At 71.7% G+C, this 17477-nt stretch carries 18 protein-coding genes; 8 read left to right on the top strand and 10 right to left on the bottom strand.

Going from position 1 to position 17477, the window contains the following annotated elements:
- Positions 1 to 97: 97 nt before the first annotated feature.
- The 8 genes from FGM06_RS10980 to glpA form a co-directional block, all read right to left on the bottom strand.
- Entirely contained in the window at positions 98 to 646 is a 549-nt protein-coding gene (locus tag FGM06_RS10980; RefSeq protein WP_144799291.1) for a YbaK/EbsC family protein, read from the bottom strand.
- Positions 647 to 750: 104 nt separating this feature from the next.
- Positions 751 to 1476 (bottom strand): ribosome assembly factor SBDS, encoded by a 726-nt coding sequence (locus tag FGM06_RS10985; RefSeq protein WP_144799292.1) that lies wholly within the window; start codon positions 1474 to 1476, stop codon positions 751 to 753.
- Between the two features lie 76 nt (positions 1477 to 1552).
- Positions 1553 to 1753: a DUF7576 family protein gene (locus FGM06_RS10990; RefSeq protein ID WP_144799293.1), complete on the bottom strand. Its 201-nt coding sequence runs from the start codon at positions 1751 to 1753 to the stop codon at positions 1553 to 1555.
- A 128-nt stretch (positions 1754 to 1881) separates the two neighbouring features.
- Complete coding sequence (locus tag FGM06_RS10995) at positions 1882 to 3327, bottom strand: CRTAC1 family protein (protein WP_144799294.1); 1446 nt, start codon at positions 3325 to 3327, stop codon at positions 1882 to 1884.
- A gap of 111 nt (positions 3328 to 3438) precedes the next feature.
- Positions 3439 to 4398 (bottom strand): hypothetical protein, encoded by a 960-nt coding sequence (locus tag FGM06_RS11000; RefSeq protein ID WP_144799295.1) that lies wholly within the window; start codon positions 4396 to 4398, stop codon positions 3439 to 3441.
- A gap of 133 nt (positions 4399 to 4531) precedes the next feature.
- Complete coding sequence (locus FGM06_RS11005) at positions 4532 to 6085, bottom strand: anaerobic glycerol-3-phosphate dehydrogenase subunit C (protein ID WP_144799296.1); 1554 nt, start codon at positions 6083 to 6085, stop codon at positions 4532 to 4534.
- A complete protein-coding gene (glpB, locus tag FGM06_RS11010) occupies positions 6082 to 7461 on the bottom strand; it encodes a glycerol-3-phosphate dehydrogenase subunit GlpB (protein WP_144799297.1) in 1380 nt (459 codons plus the stop codon). The genes FGM06_RS11005 and glpB overlap by 4 nt, the downstream gene beginning before the upstream one ends.
- The gene (gene glpA, locus FGM06_RS11015; protein ID WP_144799298.1) at positions 7461 to 9200 is read right to left on the bottom strand and encodes an anaerobic glycerol-3-phosphate dehydrogenase subunit GlpA; all 1740 of its coding nucleotides are present in this window, start codon (positions 9198 to 9200) and stop codon (positions 7461 to 7463) included. Before glpA ends, glpB begins: the two co-directional genes overlap by 1 nt.
- Before the next feature lie 406 nt (positions 9201 to 9606).
- Between glpA and glpK the strand changes: the two genes are divergently transcribed.
- Positions 9607 to 11148, top strand: a complete 1542-nt coding sequence (glpK, locus tag FGM06_RS11020) for a glycerol kinase GlpK (protein WP_144799299.1) — start codon at positions 9607 to 9609, stop codon at positions 11146 to 11148.
- On the top strand, positions 11149 to 12255 hold the full coding sequence (locus FGM06_RS11025; protein WP_186311007.1) for a hypothetical protein: 1107 nt from the start codon (positions 11149 to 11151) through the stop codon (positions 12253 to 12255).
- 17 nt (positions 12256 to 12272) lie between these two features.
- Here FGM06_RS11025 and FGM06_RS11030 read toward each other — a convergent pair whose 3' ends face one another.
- Entirely contained in the window at positions 12273 to 12674 is a 402-nt protein-coding gene (locus FGM06_RS11030) for a hypothetical protein (protein WP_144799300.1), read from the bottom strand.
- Positions 12675 to 12816: 142 nt separating this feature from the next.
- Between FGM06_RS11030 and FGM06_RS11035 the strand changes: the two genes are divergently transcribed.
- The 4 genes from FGM06_RS11035 to FGM06_RS11050 all read left to right on the top strand — a co-directional run bounded on the left by FGM06_RS11035 (position 12817) and on the right by FGM06_RS11050 (position 15688).
- Positions 12817 to 13023, top strand: a complete 207-nt coding sequence (locus FGM06_RS11035) for a hypothetical protein (protein WP_144799301.1) — start codon at positions 12817 to 12819, stop codon at positions 13021 to 13023.
- 88 nt (positions 13024 to 13111) lie between these two features.
- A complete protein-coding gene (locus FGM06_RS11040; protein WP_144799302.1) occupies positions 13112 to 14284 on the top strand; it encodes a Cdc6/Cdc18 family protein in 1173 nt (390 codons plus the stop codon).
- Positions 14285 to 14412: 128 nt separating this feature from the next.
- A complete protein-coding gene (locus tag FGM06_RS11045; protein WP_144799303.1) occupies positions 14413 to 15096 on the top strand; it encodes an HAD-IIB family hydrolase in 684 nt (227 codons plus the stop codon).
- Positions 15097 to 15178: 82 nt separating this feature from the next.
- Positions 15179 to 15688, top strand: coding sequence for an MOSC domain-containing protein (locus FGM06_RS11050; protein WP_144799304.1), 510 nt, complete (start codon positions 15179 to 15181; stop codon positions 15686 to 15688).
- A gap of 49 nt (positions 15689 to 15737) precedes the next feature.
- Here FGM06_RS11050 and FGM06_RS11055 read toward each other — a convergent pair whose 3' ends face one another.
- Positions 15738 to 16022 (bottom strand): DUF357 domain-containing protein, encoded by a 285-nt coding sequence (locus FGM06_RS11055; protein ID WP_144799305.1) that lies wholly within the window; start codon positions 16020 to 16022, stop codon positions 15738 to 15740.
- A gap of 113 nt (positions 16023 to 16135) precedes the next feature.
- Between FGM06_RS11055 and FGM06_RS11060 the strand changes: the two genes are divergently transcribed.
- Together FGM06_RS11060 and FGM06_RS11065 are read left to right on the top strand one after the other, a co-directional pair.
- Positions 16136 to 16861, top strand: a complete 726-nt coding sequence (locus FGM06_RS11060) for an RNase P subunit p30 family protein (RefSeq protein WP_144799306.1) — start codon at positions 16136 to 16138, stop codon at positions 16859 to 16861.
- Positions 16845 to 17474 carry a class I SAM-dependent methyltransferase gene (locus FGM06_RS11065; RefSeq protein ID WP_144799307.1) on the top strand — a complete coding sequence of 210 codons (630 nt, stop codon included), beginning with the start codon at positions 16845 to 16847 and terminating at the stop codon, positions 17472 to 17474. The genes FGM06_RS11060 and FGM06_RS11065 overlap by 17 nt, the downstream gene beginning before the upstream one ends.
- The last annotated feature ends 3 nt before the right edge of the window (positions 17475 to 17477 follow it).

The following is a 17477-nucleotide window of genomic DNA, read 5'->3' on the forward strand; positions in this document are numbered from 1 at the left end:
ACAACCCTAAGTTAATAACTGAGGGCCAGAGAGCGGGGCCGATTAACAACGGCGGGGCGGTCACCGACCGCTATCGGCGGGAACGCCGCCGTCCCGCTCACTCCGTGAGATCGACGGTCGTCGCCTCCGCGAGCGACGCGAGCCGATCGGGGTCGACCGCGAACACCGCGCTCGGCGTCCCGGCTGCGCCGTAAACCGTGTCGTACCCGGCGAGCGTCGGGTCGAAGACGGTCGGGAGCGCGGCGTCGTGACACAGCGGCGGCACGCCACCGATGCTCCAGCCGACCACCTCACGGATGCGCGCCGGGTCCGCCATCGCGGCGTCGTCGGCCTCGAAGTGAGCCGCGACCGCGTCCAGGTCCAGCCGGTTCGCGCCGCTGGTGATCGCGGCGACGAGGGAACCCCCGTCGGCGTCGGCAATCGCTTCGCTCTCGGCGCTCCCCTCGCTCTCGGCGACGCCGTCGACCGCGACGTCCTCGCCCGAGAGCGACACCACGATCGTGGAGGCGATCGCCGCGGTGTCGCAGCCGACGGCGTCGGCCGCCGCGGCCGCCGTCTCCGTGCCGGCGTCGAACTCCAACACGTCGAGGTCGACGCCGTATCGGTCCCGCGCCCGTGCCGCGAACTCCGCCGCGCGCTCGTGCATGCGAAGAAGGAGGCCCGCGGCAGAGTATGAAGCTCTCGGCCGCGGCACGTATGGCGGCCGGTCGAAACCGACCGCGTTTCGAGCACGGGTCCCGTCGCCGACCCCTACCGCGTCCGCAGCTCGTCTTTGTCCTTGATCACGCGGGCGTCGCCCTCGCCGGAGGTGACCTCGTTGACGAGGTCGTACAGATCGTTCTGCAGCCCGGCGGGGAACGTGAGCACGCCGACCCACGAGCCGTCGTTCTGCCACTCCTCGCGCTCCAAGTCGCCGAACTCGCGGATCTGCGCCTGCCCGGAGCCCGCGTAGTCCGCGGGGAGCTGGACCGCCATCGTCACCTCCTCGAAGCGGATCGGGATGACGGGGCGGAGCGCCTCGAGCGCGTCGTCGACCTGGTTCTCGACCGGCTCCATCGGATCGATCTGGAACCCGGCCTCCTCCAGCGCGCGCTCGATGCGCTCGGGCGGGTGCGGGGAGTCGTCCATCTGCGGGTTCACCGCGTTGCGGGTGATGGTGGTGACGAGCTGGTTGTGCTTCCGCTCCATCATCTCCTCGCGCTGCTCGGCGGTGATCTGTATCTCCCCGCGCTCGACGATCTCGGGGATGATCTCCAGCGGATCCGTCGTGCCGAACACGGTCTCTAGGTCCTCCTCGGCCGGGCGATCGCCCCGCGAGGCGTTCTCGAACACGTCCTCCGCGGCGATCACGTCCTCCAGGTCGCCCTCGAACTCGCCTCGCTTCATCGCGAGCGCCGCGTCGGGGTCGATCAGCACCTCGAAGCGTTCTCCGTGCGACTCAAGTCGGGCCGTCACGGCCTCGTCGAGCGATATCATACGGGGAGATACCACCCCCGTACTGAAAAAGCCTCCCGCGAGGCGCGGTCCGCCGATCCCCGTCCCGACCGTTCGGTCAGCGGCCCGCCGAGGGACGCTCGTCCTCCCAGTCGTCGCGACAGGCCTGCGAACAGAAGCGGCGGTGTTCGACGTCGGCGCCGTCGACCCAGGTGACGGTTCGGCGACCGACGCCGAGCGCCGGCCCCCCACAGGTCGCGCAGCGCGGCGCGGACTCCTCGTCGACGTCCTCCTCGAGGTCGGAAGTCGGATCTACCATACCCGTCCGTGCGTCCCCGGACACTTGAACCCGCGAAGGGCGGCAGTTCTGGCCGGGCGATCCGGGGACCGGCCGCCGACGTCGACCGCTCCGCCGCGGTCACCGAGGCGGTCGCCCCCTCGTTCCCGCTACCGTCCGAGGGGCCGGTCGCCGTGGACCCGGCGACCCCCGCTCGGCGGCGACCGCCCTTTCGAGGGGTGTTCGACGTCGATCTCCGCGTCGGGCGTGGGATCGGGGAGGATCCGCTCGCGGCCGTCGGGCCATCGGACGACGGCGCGACGCGGCATTGCCCCGCCGAGCCCGAAGTGCGCGACCGGCTCGGTCTGACAGAGGCAGCCGCCGCCGGCGTCGACGGTGCGGCGCTGGATCCCGGCGGTCGTCTCCAGCCTGACGACGGCGCCGCGGGCGGGCGCCCCGTGCCGCGTCGTCGGCCGGACGCGGAGCCACCCGGCGTCGGCGGCGCCCGGGACCTCGTAGGCCGCGATCGGCTGCGCGGCGACCTCGCCGTGGACGACGAGGAGCTCTAAGACGCCGTCGCCGTCGAGGTCGGCCGCCACCGCGCCCGTGCCGAAGCCGTCCGGTTCGGCGGCTGGACCGGGGTCGACGGGCTCCCAGCGAGAGGCGTCGTCACCCGCGTCCGACCCGTCGCCGCCGACCCGCTCGTAGAGCCGGTTCGGCTCGCCCGAGACGTTGTAGAACAGCTCCTCGCGGCCGTCGTTGTCGAAGTCGGCCGCAACGACCGTCCGGACGCGGTCGGGCTCGCTGAGGGCCGCCGGCGCGACGTCCTCGAACCCGCCGTCGGGGCCGTGGCGGAGGAGGCGGTTCGGCCCGTCCTCGTTGCCGACCGCGAACGCGAACGTCCCGCCCTCGTCGACGAGGGCGGCGCCGCGGGTGTCGCCCGCGGGGTCGGCCAGCGCGCCGCCGCCGGTCGAGTCGTAGTGGCCGTTCTCGTTGCGGAAGAGGCGGTTCGGGCCGCGCTCGACGCCCGCGAACAGGTCGCCCTCGCCGGAGCAGTGCGGGACCGCGAGCAGGGACCGACAGCCGCCGTCGACCTCCAGCCCGACGGCGCCGGCCATGTCGGTGATCTCGCCGTCGTCGCCGAGCTCGTAAAAGGCGAGAGGAGCGGCGTAGCCGGAGACGGCGACCCCGTACCGACCGGTCCCGAGGCGGTCGAGCGCGGCGACGGACCGGCCGGCGCGCACGTCGAGGCGGTCGGCGTTGACGTCGAGCGCGAACACGTCCGTCCAGCGGTAGCCGTCGGACTCGAGCCGGCTCAAGAGGAGGTCGGGGTCGCCGCCGCCGTCGACGCCTTTGGTGCAGTTGTGGACGTACACCTCCTCGCAGCCGTCGGCGTCGAGGTCGGCCGCGCAGACGCCCATCCCGTGGCGGGTCCCGTCGGCGACGATGCCGCAGGCCGTGTCGACGAAGCGGTCGCCGTCGCGGGCGTACAGCCGGTTCGGCTCCCCGTAGCCCGCGACGAAGACGAGCGGTCCGTCCCGTCCGGGCGTCACCGCGACGCCGTACCCGCGGACGGGGTCGCCGTCGGCGACGAGGTCGGACCGCTCCGTAAACATGGTCTCCCGTCACCGCTCGGAGAATATGAACTCACGGGTTAGATTCAGCCCGAGAGAAATAAATACGATTTCGTCGGCGGCCGACCGGGGCGGGTTTCGGTTACCGCGACGCTACAGATTCCGCTCGATGTACCGGTTCATCGCGCGAACGCGCGCCTCGTCGAACGTCCACATCCCGCGCCAGACCCGCGGCTCCGTCTCGACGGCGAGGAGGCCGACGCCGCCCTCGACGCCGCGCTCGAGGTCCGGGCCGGCGACGTCGTCGACCGAGTGCGGCCCCTCCGGCGGTCTGTAGACGACGAACCAGCTGCGGGTGAAATCGCGGCTGTCGCCGCCGTGGACCACCGCGTCGAGGCCGCGGGGGAGGTCGTCCGGCACCCCGTACAGGTGGGTATCGACGCCGGTGCCGGCCACACTCTCGTACACCTCGCGCGTCCCGACCTCGTCGTCGATCCGGGAGAGCCGCTGGAACGAGGAGCGGAGCGTCCCGTCGCCGGCGACCCACGCCGCGCGCTCGATGAACCGCGAGATGGTGATGAGCAGGAGCTTCTGGCGGTTCGACTCCGGGTATCCGCGGAGCGTGAACGTCGTGTCGTCGAGGCCGCGTATCACCGCCGGCAGGTCGACGTCCGTCAGCGTCCGAGTCCCGGTGATGTACAGGTCGGAGTTCACGAACAGCACGGCGTCGCCGAGCTCGCCGAGCGTCGAGCCGGCGACGACCTCGTCGCCCTCGACGAGCAACGCGAGGTTCTCCACGTCCTCCGGGTCGTCGCCGTCGAACGGGACCGCGTCGTTCCGTCGGAGCGCGTCGACATCGATCACCGGAGCCGCCCCCGCGTCCGCCGAGCGCATCGTCAGCCGCTCGGCGGAGAGTCCCGCTCCGCCGGCGACGCCGACGCGCTCGGACCGGGCGCCGCCGTCGCCCACGAGGCTCCCGTCGGTCACGTCCACCGCGCCCTCCCCGAACGTGTCGGCGAGCATGTTCACGACCGGGTCCGGGTCGGTGCGGTTGACGACCACGATGGACCGCTCGACGCCGTCGAACCGGTCGAGGAGCCGTTCGAGAGTCACGTACCCCGACTCCGAAATTTCGACCCATAAACGTTCGTCCGCGGTTATCCGGTCTGAGAAACGGGTCTATCGGCGTCCCGGCGGCGGCCTTCCGAGGCGGAGCCGAGCGGCGGAGCGACCGACGGCCTGCCGATCAGGCGCCGACCGTCTCCTCCAGCAGCTGGAGCGGGTGTTCGATCTCGTACCCGGTCCCGTGCTCCATCTGCATGGCGCAGGTGGGGCACTCCGTCATTCCCACGTCCCCCTCGGCGTCCTCCATGTGTTCGAACATCTCCTCGCCGATCTTCATCGACTTCTCGTACTTCTCCTCCTTCCAGCCGTACGTGCCCGAGATGCCCGAACAGGAGTCGCCGACGTCCTCCATCGTCACGCCGTCGACGTCGCGGAACGTCTCGACGGCCTGCCGGGAGAGCCCCTGATTGCGGGCGTGACACGGCGCGTGGTACGCGAACGACTGTTCGTCCGCGAGCTTCGTGCCCGCCAGCTCGCCCTCCAGGTCCTCGTTGATCCGGAGGTACTCCAACGCCTCGTAGGTGTGCTCGGAGACGTCCTCGATCCCGTGGATGTCGAACAGCTCCGGGTACTCCTGCCGGAGCGACATCGAGCAGGAGGTACAGGAGGCGATCACGTCGGCGCCCTCGCCGATGGCCTCGATCAGGCTCTCGACGTTCGTCTCCGCGTGCCGGCGCGCGTCCTTCAACATCCCGTTCGCGAACATCGGGGTGCCGGAGCACTTCTGCGGGGGCACCATCACCTCGTAGCCGAAGTGCTCGTACACCCTGACCATCGCCTTGCCGACCTCGGGGGTGTTGTAGTTGGAGTAGCAGCCGTGGAAGTACGCCACGCGCTTGTCCGGGTCCTCCACCTGCGCGCCGCCGCGGGCCTTCCACCACTCGCGGAACGTCTCCGTGGCGAACTCGGGGAAGTCGCGCTCGCTCGTGACCCCGAGGAGCTTCTCGCCGGCCCACATCGCGCCCGGGACCTTCGTCGCGGCGTTCGCCAGCCGGGGCACCTTGCTCGCGATGGACGCGAAGAACCGGTAGTTCGAGAGGATGCGGTTCCGAATGTACTCCCGGGAGAGCTTCTCCATCTGCGATTCGACGAACTGGCCGCGCGCCTCGTTGTGCATCTGCGAGAGCGGCACGGAGGAGGGGCAGGCGTCGTCACAGCGCATGCAGTTCGAACAGGAGGTGATCGACTCGTCGATGTCGTGGTCGTCCTTCCGCTTGAGCCGCCACTGCTCGGGGCCCTGGAACTTCGGCCCCGGGAACTCGTCGTCGACCTCGGCGACCGGACAGGAGGTGTCACAGCTCGTGCACTTGTAACAGGAGTCGGCCCCCTCGCGGAGGTCGAGGTCGCCCCCGGGGAACACGTCGACGGGGTCGTACGCGTCCGGGTCGAGCTCCGCCGAGTCGGAGCCGCCGGTCGCGCTCTCGACGCCGCCGTCGGTGGCCGGTCGCTCGGCCGTCGGAGCGTCGCCCGCGGCGGCGCCGTCGGAGTCGGTACCCGCCTCCGGAACCTCCCCGTCGTCGGGGACGAAGATCGACGGCTGCTCGTCTCGGCCCGCCTTCGGGACGCCGGGACTGGCTCGCGTCTCGCTCCCGTCGTCGCCGTCAGTCGCGCCATCCGGTTCGTTCGCCCCGTTCGCCCCCTCCGAGTCGTCGTGGTCGTCCGTGTGTCGTGTCATTGGGTCGCCTCCGTCGCCGCCTGCCGCCCGGCCACGAGGCCGGTCGCGAGCGACACCCCGCTCGCGGACTTCTCTCGCGCGACGTCCGCGCCGCCGACGACCCCGCCGGCCGCGAAGACGTTCGCGTACTGTACCTCGCCGTCGGCGTCGAGCGGACGCCCGCGCTCGTCGGGGCGCACGCCGAAGCGCGCGTACGGCTGGTCGCCGAACGCGTCGTCGACGAACCACTCGTAGCGGTCGTCCGGCTGCTCGACGCGGAGGTCGAAGACCGGCTCGCGGACGCCCTCGCGGTCCGAGTCGAGCCCCTTGCCGACGAGCCCGCCGGTCGCCAAGACGAAGGCGTCGGCGCCGTACGGCGTCTCGCGGCCCTTCCGGTCGACCGCGACCGCCTCAACGCGCCCGTCCGCCTCGCGCTCGACGCCGACGACGGGGTTGCCGGTCTCGAACCGGACGCCCTCGGCGTCGAGCGCGTCGTAGAGCCGGTCCTCTAACCTGAGTCCGGGGAGGCTCGGCGGCCCCATCGAGATCTCGAACACGTCGGCGCCGAGTCGGTCGGCCAGCTCGGCGCGCACCGCGTCGCCGCGGTCGTCGCCGAGGAACGCCGGGAAGCCGACGCGCTCGACGCGGTCGACGCCGCCCGCCTCGTCGACCACGTCGTGGAGGTGCGGGGCGACCGCCTTCGCCAGCGCCTCGCGGGCGGGCGTGCCGTCGATTTCTTCGTCGTGGTCGAGCGCCTTCGCGAGCCGGGTGACCTTCGTGTCCGCCCGGAACGCCTCCGCGAACTCGACCTCCGCGCCGGCGACGTCGAACGGGACGCCGGCGGCCTCCAGCCGGCCGGCGAACGCCCGCGCGTCGTACTCGGTGAGCGACCGGAAGCCGACGATGAGCGCCGGCCGGTCGTCGCTCGCGAGCCCCGCCTCGGCGGCGGCCGGGTAGCGCGCGGTCGGCTTCACGCTCCCCCCGAACGTGGGGAGGAGCGCGTTGCGGTCGGTGTGGCCCCCGCGGTACGCGTCGCCCGCGAGCTCGTCGAACAGCGCCAACCCCTCCCGGAGCGCGTCCGCGCCGACGATCCGGTAGGGGTGGCTCTCGGGGAGTCGCTCGATCCCCTCGAAGGGATCGGCGAGCGGCCCCTCCGGGTCGGGCCACTCGTCGCGGTCGAGCTCGCGGCCCGCGGTCGGCGGCCCCTCGCGGAGCGGCGTCGCGGGCTCCGTCGCCGGGACGTAGCCGAGCGCGTCGATCAGCCCGGAGGCCTGCCGGAGCGTGCTCGCCTTGTGGGAGACGAGCCGCACGTCGGCGCCCTCGCGCGAGGCCGATATCGCGGCCGTGATCGCCGCCAGCCCGCCGCCGACGACGAGGACGTCGCTGTCGATCGCCATCAGCGACCCCCGTCCGTAGCGGCGGTTCCGGCCTCGCCGCTACCGGCGTCGGACTCGGCCGGGCCACCCGGCGAGCCGGCGTCGAACGCGCCGAAGTCGACCTCGCTATCGAGGTTCGCCGGGTCGCCGTCGCGGTTCATCGTGGTCGCGTGCAGCAGGTGGTTCAGCATCGCCTGCGAGAGCTGCCGGCCCCACAGCGCGTGGCGCTGACCCTTCCAGCGCTCCTGATACAGCTCGTCTTCCGCGTCGCGGACGACGGGCTCCGGGTACTCCCGCGCCAGCTCCGCGGCGATCCGGTGGGTACAGAAGCCGCCCTGGCAGTTGCCCATCGAGGCGCGGGTGCGGAGCCGGACCGCGTTGAGGTCGCTGCCGGCGTCGCCGATGGCGTCCTGCACCTCGGCGCGGGTGACGCCCTCGCACTCGCAGACGACCGGATTCGGGTCAGACGAGGAGAGCACGTCGTCCGCGCGCGACCCGAGCCGCTGCCCGGAACGGCGGGCCACCGGGGACCGGAGCCCGAACTCGTCCATCAGCTCGTCCATGCGCGCCGGGCTCTCCGAGCCGGGCAGCGGCGCGTCGGCGGTGTCGCAGGCCGCCTCGTGACCGAGCAGGTCGCAGACGTGGTCGGAGATGGACTCGGCCATCATCCGGTAGGTGGTTAGCTTCCCGCCGACGATCGTCGTCATCCCGGGGAGGTCGTCGCGGTCGCCGTGGTCGAGCAGGAAGTAGTCGCGCGTGATGTCCGTCGGGTCCTCGGTGCCGGTCCCCGGCGGCTCGTAGAGGGGTCGGACGCCCCAGAACGACCGGAGCGTCCGGGCGTCCTTCAGAGCGGGCACGAGCTCGGAGAGCGTCTCGATCATCAGGTCGACCTCCCACTCCTCCTCGGGGTAGTCCTCGGGGTCGTCGACCTCCTCGTCGGTGGTGCCGAGGATGCAGGCCGTCTCGTGCGGGACGACGATGTCGGCGTCGCCCTTCGGCCGACACCGGTTGATGACGGTGTCGACCTGTCGGGTGTTCATCACCGTCATCACGCCCTTCGAGGGACGCACCTCGACGTCGACGCCGGCCATCTCGCCGACGTTGCCGGCCCACGCGCCGGTGGCGTTGACGACGTGTCGCGCGCGGATCTCCTCGGTCGTGCCGGGCCCGCGGTGGACCCGCTTGCCGGGGCCGGTCTCGTGTTCGACCTCGACGCCGACGACCTCGCCGTCCTCGACGAGCACGTCGGTCACCGGGGCGTGCGTCTCGACCCGGGCGCCGTGCTCGCGGGCGTCGGCCGCGTTGGCGACGCAGAGTCGGAAGGGGTCGACCGCGCCGTCCGGGAGCGCGATCGCCTTCTCGACGTCGCGCGCGAGGTACGGCTCGCGGCGGCGCGCCTCCTCGCCGTCCAGCACCTCGACGGGGATGTCGCACGCGCGGCACCCCTCCAGCTTCTCCTGGAAGTACTCCTCGGAGTCCTCGGGCCGCTTGACGAACATCCCCCCCGTCTCCTCGACGCAGTGGGCGGCGATGTCGCGGAGCACCCGGTTCTCCTCGATACACTCCCTCGCGCTCTTCTGGTCGGAGACCGCGTACCGGCCTCCGCTGTGAAGGAGCCCGTGCATCCGCCCCGTCGTGCCGTGCGTCAGGTTCCCCTTCTCGACGAGCACCGCGTCGAGCCCGCGGCGCGCGAGATCCCTGACGACGCCGCAGCCGGTCGAGCCGCCCCCGACGACCACGACGTCCACCTGTTGGTCCATATCCGACCGCTCGGACCCCGTCCACTTTACTTTACCTCCTCCTCGGTAGTTCGCATAACTATCAGGGACATTCAAGTAGTGCAAGCGTTGGCGTCAGCGATTTCTTTATATACTATCTTTTTCAACCGCGCTCAAAAGCGGATTTTAACAGTTAGATTATTATGGTAGTACATTATGTTCACGAACGGCGTGGTAGCTTCCGTGAAGATATAAGGCGGCGACGACGGTGACGAGCCCCGGACTGCGGCCGTGCGGCCGGCGTGCGGGCCGGACGCGGTCGCTCGGGGCAGGTCACCTCGCGGAGCCGACTCCCGGTCGGGCCGAGACGCACCCGCTCGGGCACGGCCCGAGACGGGGTCGGCGACGTCGCTGCGTGCGGACCAGCGCCACAGGAGGGATCCAGAACATGACACAGTACGTCGGTGCGATAGACCAAGGCACGACCGGTACCCGATTCATGGTGTTCGACCACGAGGGGCAGGTCGTCGCGAACGCTTACGAACAGCACGAACAGATTTACCCGAACCCCGGGTGGGTCGAGCACGACCCGATCGAGATCTGGGAGAACACCCAACAGGTCGTCCTCGACGGGCTCGCGGACGCGGGGCTGGACGCGGACCAGCTCGACGCGATCGGGATCACCAACCAGCGCGAGACGACGATCGTCTGGGACAAGGACTCCGGCAAGCCGGTCCACAACGCCCTCGTCTGGCAGGACCGCCGGACGACGGACCGCGTCGAGGAGATCCAGGAGGCGGGGAAGGTCGAGGAGATCCGCGAGAAGACCGGCCTGGAGTGCGACGCGTACTTCTCCGCGACCAAGACCGAGTGGATCCTCGACAACGCGGAGCCGCTCAAGATGCAGGCCTCCCGCGGCGGCGACCTCCGCGACCGCGCCCGCGAGGGCGAGCTCGTCATGGGCACGATCGACTCGTGGCTCATCTACAACCTGACGGGCAACCACATCACGGACGTCACCAACGCCTCCCGGACGATGCTGTACAACATCCGGGAGATGGAGTGGGACGACGAGCTCCTCGACGAGTTCGGCGTGCCCGAGGAGATGGTCCCCGAGGTCCGCCCCTCCTCCGACGAGGAGTACTACGGCCACACGGACGCCGACGGCTTCCTCGGCGAGGAGGTCCCGGTCGCCGGCGCCTTAGGCGACCAGCAGGCCGCGCTGTTCGGCCAGACCTGCTTCGACGAGGGCGACGCGAAGAACACCTACGGCACCGGCTCGTTCTACCTGATGAACACGGGCAACGAGGCCGTCAAGTCCGACCACGGACTCTTAACGACCATCGGCTTCCAGATGTCCGGCGAGCCCGTCCAGTACGCGCTGGAGGGGTCGATCTTCATCACCGGCGCCGCCATCGAGTGGCTGGAGGACGTCGACCTCATCAACAACGCCGCCCAGACCGCGGAGCTGGCCCGCTCGGTCGACTCGACCGACGGCGTCTACATGGTGCCGGCGTTCACCGGGCTCGGCGCCCCGCACTGGGACGGCCGCGCTCGCGGGACCATCGTCGGGATGACCCGCGGGACGAGCAAGGAGCACATCGTCCGGGCGACGCTCGAATCGATCGCCTACCAGACCCGCGACGTCGCCGAGGCCATGGAGGCCGACTCCGGCGTCGAGACGACCAGCCTCCGCGTCGACGGCGGGGCGGTCAAGAACAACTTCCTCTGTCAGCTCCAGTCAGACATCATCCAGACCGACATCGCCCGGCCGGAGGTCGACGAGACCACGGCGCTCGGCTCGGCGTACGCCGCCGGCCTCGCCGTCGGCTACTGGGACAACGTCGACGAGCTCCGCGACAACTGGCAGGTGGACCGCGAGTTCACCCCCGAGAAGGACCAGGCGGAGGTCGACAAGCTGTACAGCCGGTGGGACGACGCGGTGGAACGCTCCCTCAACTGGGCGCAGGACGACGAGGAGGAGGAATAGATGAGCGCCGAGGCTACGGCGCTGCTCGCGTCCGGCGACCTGCTCGCGCAGTCCGGCGGGGTGCTCGCGCAGTGGAACGCCGGTTCGATCCAGGCGGTGCTCGACATCCTGCTCGATCCGACGATCTGGCTCGGCGCGGCCGCCGGCGGGGCGTTCGGCGCCGCGCTCGGTGCGCTCCCGGCGTTCATCTTCACCGGCTTCCTCGTCATCGCCGGCGTGTTCGGCGGCGACGCGGCCTCGGGGGCCGGCGTCGGCGTCGGGTTCGGTCCCGTCTTCGGGCCGCACATCTCCTTCGCCGGCGGCGCGGCGGCGTCGGCGTACGCGGCGAAGAACGGCGCGATGGAGTCCGGCTTCGACTACCACAACGCGAAGGACATCGGCTTCGCGCTCGGGAGTCGACCTGACATCCTCGCGGTCGGCGCGGCGTTCGGCGTCTTCGGCATCGTGCTCGAACAGACGCTCCGGAACCTGGCGATCCCGACGGACCCGATCGCGTTCACCGTCGTCGCCAGCGCGCTGCTCCACCGGGCGGTGTTCGGCTACTCCGTGATCGGGAACGTCAGCAGCAAGGCGAGCGGCTACTTCGACATGGGGCCGTTCGAGCGCGAGGAGATGCGCGATCCGGACGAGGTGCCCGGCGACGGCGACAAGTCCAGCGAGGACCGGCTCGCGGTCGAGCCGTGGCTGCCGAACATGTACAAGTGGTCGCACGTCGCCGCGATCGGCGCGGCGTCCGGGCTGGCGGCGGCGTACGCCGCGATCCAGACCGGAAACGTCTTCCTCGGGTTCGGTATCAGCGCGGCGACGCTGCTGTTCCTGAACCTCGGCGTCGACCGGATCCCGGTCACGCACCACATGACGCTCCCGGGCGCGACGGCGTGGGCCGCGTTCACCGGCGCGGGCTTCAGCGGCACCGTCGGCCTGATCGCCGGGGCCGGGTTCGGGCTCCTCGGCGCGGTGATCGGGGAGGCCTTCCAGCGCGTCTTCTACGCGCACGGAGACACGCACGCTGACCCGCCGGCGGCGGCGATCTTCATCACGGCGTCGATCCTCGCGGTGCTGTCGATCCTCGGCGTCCTCGGCTCCATCTGGGTGCCGGGCACCTAAACGCCGCCTTCCGATTTTTATCCCGTCGGAAGCACCGAGGCAAGAGCCACATACGAAACGACACCAGCGATGATCCCGACACCAACCGAGGTAACGAACCCGTGAGTGAACGCGAACGCGGCGACGGCGACGACCGACAGGACCACCAGCCCGATGCCGGCGGCGCCGTGGTGATACGCGCCCGCCGTCGGGTGGTCGCTGATCGAGGTCCGGTCCGGCTCGGAGACGCGGACGCTCGCGTGATACGGGATGTACAGCCGAGCGCCGATGCCGGCGGTCGCCGCGGTGATCGAGGCGAACTGAACGTCGACGACGAGCTCGCGGACGAGGAGGAAGGCGGCGATCGCGACGAGCAGCGCGACCGCCTTGCTCCGCTTGTCGGCTTTGACGACCGACTCGTCGAACTCTGGTTCGGACATACTCCGCGGGAGGCGGGCGGGGGTGTTAAGATTGTGGACGGCGGCGGGAGCGGTCCCGTCTCCGTTCCCGCTCCCGGTCGCGATCGCCGGGCGGCGACGGCGTTCGAGGTGGATTTAACGTCGCCGGGCGCGAGGGGCCGGTATGAACGCGGAGACGCTGGGGCTCGAGAGACGCGACGGTCGCAACATGGTCGCGGTCGCCGGGGTCGTCACCCTCGTGGTGGTGGTGACCGCGGAGGGACCGATCGGCGCGCGAGTCGTCGCGGGCGCGATCGTCGGCGCCGTCGCGGCCGCCGTGTTCGTCGCCTCGACGCTGCTGATAAACCGATACAAGCCCGATCACTGGTGAGGCGGCGTCGGTCGTCCGGCCGGAGTCCGCCGCGACAGCGCCGTCGCGGTTCGTGTCTGTTTTATTCGGACGCGCTGGAGGGTCGACCGTGAACATCGACGATCGGATCGAGCGCCGGCTGGGGTACGACGCCGGGGCCGGCGTCCTCGTCGACCTCGACGCCGTCTCGCCCGTCTCGCACGCGGAGTCCCCGACCGGCCGGGGACCGGTGTTCGAGCGGCTACTCGACGTGTTCAGCCCGGCGTTCTCCGGTTCGCTCCCCCCGAGCACCTACGTGCACGGCCCGAAGGGGAGCGGGAAGTCGGCCGCCGTCTCCGCGCTGTTCGACCGGCTGGCGGCACACAGCGGCCCGCGCCGCGCCATCCAGACCGCGACGCGGGCGGTCGAGCCGACGCTGCCGGGATTCGTCTACGTCGACGCGCGGCGCGGCTCGACGCGGTTCCGACTCTACCACGACGTCCTCTCGACGATCGGCGACGACCCGGTCCCCGAACACGGGATCGGCACCGACGAGCTCGCCGATGAGCTGCGGGAGGGCGTCCGCACCGGTCCGGAGGTGGTCGTCGCCGTCGACCACACGAACGAGCCGGAGACCCCGGACGCGACGACCGTCGTCGACTGGCTCACCGAGGTCAGCGAGCACATCGCGCCCGTCTGTCTCGGTCGGGACCCGCCCGACGCGATCGGGTGGGAGCCCGAGGCCGCCGTGGCGTTCGAACCGTACCGGCGCCACGTGCTCGTCGAGCTGCTGACGAGCCGGTGTTCGACCGGGCTCGGGCGCGACGCGATCAGCCACGACCAGATCCGCGAGGTCAGCGAGTGGGCCGACGGCGACGCCCACGACGCGCTCGCCGCGATCGCCGGCGCCGCGATCAGCGCGGAGCGGGCGGGCGCCTCCACGGTCCGGCCGGTCGACCTCGACGCCGGGATCGAGGGCGTGCCGAAGCCCGGCGCCGCGCTGGGGCGGGTGCTCGCACTCTCCGAGAGCCGGCGGCGGCTGCTGTACGAGCTGGTCAGCCTGCCGGAGGACGACCGGGAATCGGTGAGCGCGGCGACGGAGACGATCGCCTCGCGGCCCGCGGTCGACCTCTCGGCGTCCACCGTGCGTCGGGTGCTGTACGAGCTCGCGGACGCGGGGTTGCTCGACCGGGTGACGGTCCGCCAGAGCGGCGGGAAGGGGCGACCGCCGAGCCGGCTCGTCCCGCGGTTCCCGACGCTCGTGTTCCGGGAGCTGTTCGACCGGCCGTCGTGGTCGGCCTGACGCGACCGACCGATCGACCGAGCCGTCGCGGCCGACGCCCGCTGATCCCCCCCCTTTCTCGACGCTCGCGGCCGACTCCCGCCGCGCGCGAACGCAAGACAGTTGCGCCCGGCCGCCCGACCGCCGGTATGGTGCCGCCCCTCGCGTTGGACATCGACGGGACGCTGACGACGCCGAGCGGTCGGATCGATCCCCGCACTTTCGAACTGTTGCCCGACTGGGACGCGCCGGTCGTCTTCGCGACGGGGAAGGCGTTCCCCTACCCGGTCGCGCTGGCGCACTTCCTCGGCCGGGCCGAGACCGTCATCGCCGAGAACGGCGGGGTCGCGCACGTCGACGGCGAGACGGCGGTCCTCGGCGACCCGGCGGTCCCGCGGGCCGTCGTCGAGGCCTACGAGGCGCGCGGCGGGGAGATCGGGTGGGGCAACGGCGATACGGTGAACCGCTGGCGCGAGACGGAGGTGGCGCTGTCGCTCGACGCCGACGAGGCGCTGCTCCGCGAGGTCGCCGCGGCGGCCGAGAGCCGCGTCGAGGTCGTCGACACCGGCTACGCGTACCACGTCAAGTCGCCCGACGTGAGCAAGGGGAAGGCGCTCGAACGCGTCGCCGAGGCGCTCGGGCTCGCCGGCGCCGAGTTCGTCGCCGTCGGCGACAGCGAGAACGACGCCTCGACGTTCGGCGTCGCCGGCGAGTCGTACGCGGTCGCCAACGCGGACGCGACCGCCCGCGACGCCGCCGACGTCGTCCTCGACGAGGGGTTCATGGACGGGACGGAGGCGGTGCTGGCCGAGCTTCGCGAGCGGGGCGGGTGACGGGCCGCGGTCGCCGGCTGTCTCGAGGCCGCCGCGACGCCCCGCCGCAACCGCTTTGTCCGTCGTGAGCGTGTGACGCGGTATGACCGGACGGATCGAGGCGATTCACGTCGCGCCCGAGGCGGGCGCGCCCATGGAGGAGCGAGACTGCGTCGAGGCGGTCTCCGGGCGGGGACTGCGCGGCGACCGGTACTTCCTCGAGCGCGGGACCTACTCGCGGTCGGCGCGCGACGTGAGCCGCGAGCTGTCGCTGATCGAGGGCGAGACGCTCGACGCCGTCGAGCGCGACTACGGGGTCGCCGTCGGTCCCGACGAGCACCGGCGCAACCTCACTACCGGCGGTATCGGGCTCAACCGCCTCGTCGGGACGCGGTTCCGCGTCGGCGACGCGACCTGCGAGGGGGTCGAGCTCTGCGAGCCGTGCTCGTACCTCGAATCGCTGCTCGAACGCGAGGGGGTCCGCGAGGCGCTGGTGCACCGGGGCGGGCTCCGCGCCAGGATCGTCGAGGACGGCGCGATCGAGACCGGCGCGTCGATCCGGATCCTCGGCGACGCGGCGGACGCGGCGCGCCCGCGGCTCGACGACGCGTAGTCGCGAGCGCACCGCGACGACGCGGCCCCGTTCGGCGCCGCACCGCCGCTCACGTCGTGAACAGTTCGGTGTCGTCGGGGACGGCGAACAGCCCCAGCCGGACGCCGGCGTCGAGCCACCCGTAGCCGTACGAGTACGACGCGAGCGCGTTCACCGGGTCGCCGCCCTCGCGGAAGTGTCGCCCGTCTTCGAGGTACGACTCGGCCATCTCGGTCACGTCGGCCGCGGCCTCGCCGAGGGGGGTGTCGGCCGGCGGCCGCGGATCCGCGACCGCCAGCGCGTCCGCGAGCATGCGCTCGTAGCGGTCCGTCTTCTCCTCTAAGTCGGCGCTCATGGGCTCCGGTTCCCGCGAGCGACGCAAAAGTCTCCCGGGGGCGACGGGGCGAGCCCCCGCCCCCGCCGCCCCAAAGCGCAACGACGATACCGACGGAGCCGAAACGGTCGGCCATGTACGAGGCCGTTCACGCCCACCCCGACGGCGACGCGACCGTCGCCCGCCACGCGGCCACCGCGGCGCGGTACGGCTACGACGGGGTCGTCGTCCGCACGCGGGACGCGCTCGCCCCGGCCGGCGAGGACGGCGAACCCCCGGAGGAGGCGGCGACGCTCCGGGAGGCGTACGGCGTCGACGTCGTCGACGCGGTCGAGATCGACGTCGACGACGCCACGAGCGCATCGGGCGCGGTGGGCAACTACCGGTCCGAGCGGACCGTCGTCTGTCTCGTCGGCGGCGACGACGGGCTCAACCGGTTCGCGGTCGAGGAGCCGCGGGTCGACGTCCTCGCGCGCCCGATGGACGGGCCGGGGGAGTTCAACCACGTCCTCGCGAAGGCGGCCCGCGACAACGGGGTCCACGTGGAGTTCGACCTCGGCCCGCTGCTCCGCGCGAGCGGCGGGAAGCGGGTGCGGGCGCTCTCCGACCTGCGGAAGCTCCGCGAGATCGTGACCTACTACGACGCGCCCCACGTCGTCAGCGCGAACCCGCGCTCGCACCTCGCGCTCCGGGCGCCCCGCGAGCTGGTCGCCGCCGCCGAGGCGGTCGGGTTCGACCCGGAGTGGGTCGAGGAGGGGCTCCGTGCGTGGAGCGAGATCGCGGCGCGCAACCGGGAGCGGCGCTCCGAGGCCTTCATAGAGCCGGGGGTCCGACGTGGCAGGTATGAAGAAGACGGTTGAGGAGCACGCGGCGCGCTTCTCCGAGAAGGCGGCGGAGTACGACGACTCGAAGAGCGACGAGTACCACGCGTGTGCGAGCCTCGTCGTCGAGCACGCCGGCCCGACCCCCGACGACGTGGTCCTCGACCTGGGCGCCGGCACCGGAGCCATCGCGCTGGCGCTCGCGCCCGACGCCGAACGCGTGCTCGCCCGCGACGTCAGCGAGGGGATGATGGACGAGGGGCGCCGGAAGGCGGAGGAGCGCGGGCTCGCGAACGTCGAGTTCGCGTACGGCGAGTTCCGCGAGCCCGAGGTCGACCCGGACCAGCGGGTCGACGTCGTCACCTCGAACTTCGCGCTCCACCACCTCGCGGACGACGAGAAGCGCGAGGCGATCCGCGTGATGGCCGCGACGGGGGCCCGCCGGATCGTCCTCGGCGACGTCGCGTTCTTCGAGGAGGCGGACCCGGAGGCGCCGTTTTACGGCCCCGATGTCGACGACCCGGCCACCGTGGGGACCCTCGTCGAGGCGTTCACCGCCGAGGGGTTCGCGGTGACCGCGGTCGAGCGCGTCCACGACCAGGTCGCCGTGATCGTCGCGGAGCGGCTCGGCGGCGACGCGGGCGGGGAGTGAGCC

It is taken from the genome of Halorubrum depositum (genome assembly GCF_007671725.1).
Taxonomy (GTDB): Archaea; Halobacteriota; Halobacteria; order Halobacteriales; family Haloferacaceae; genus Halorubrum; species Halorubrum depositum.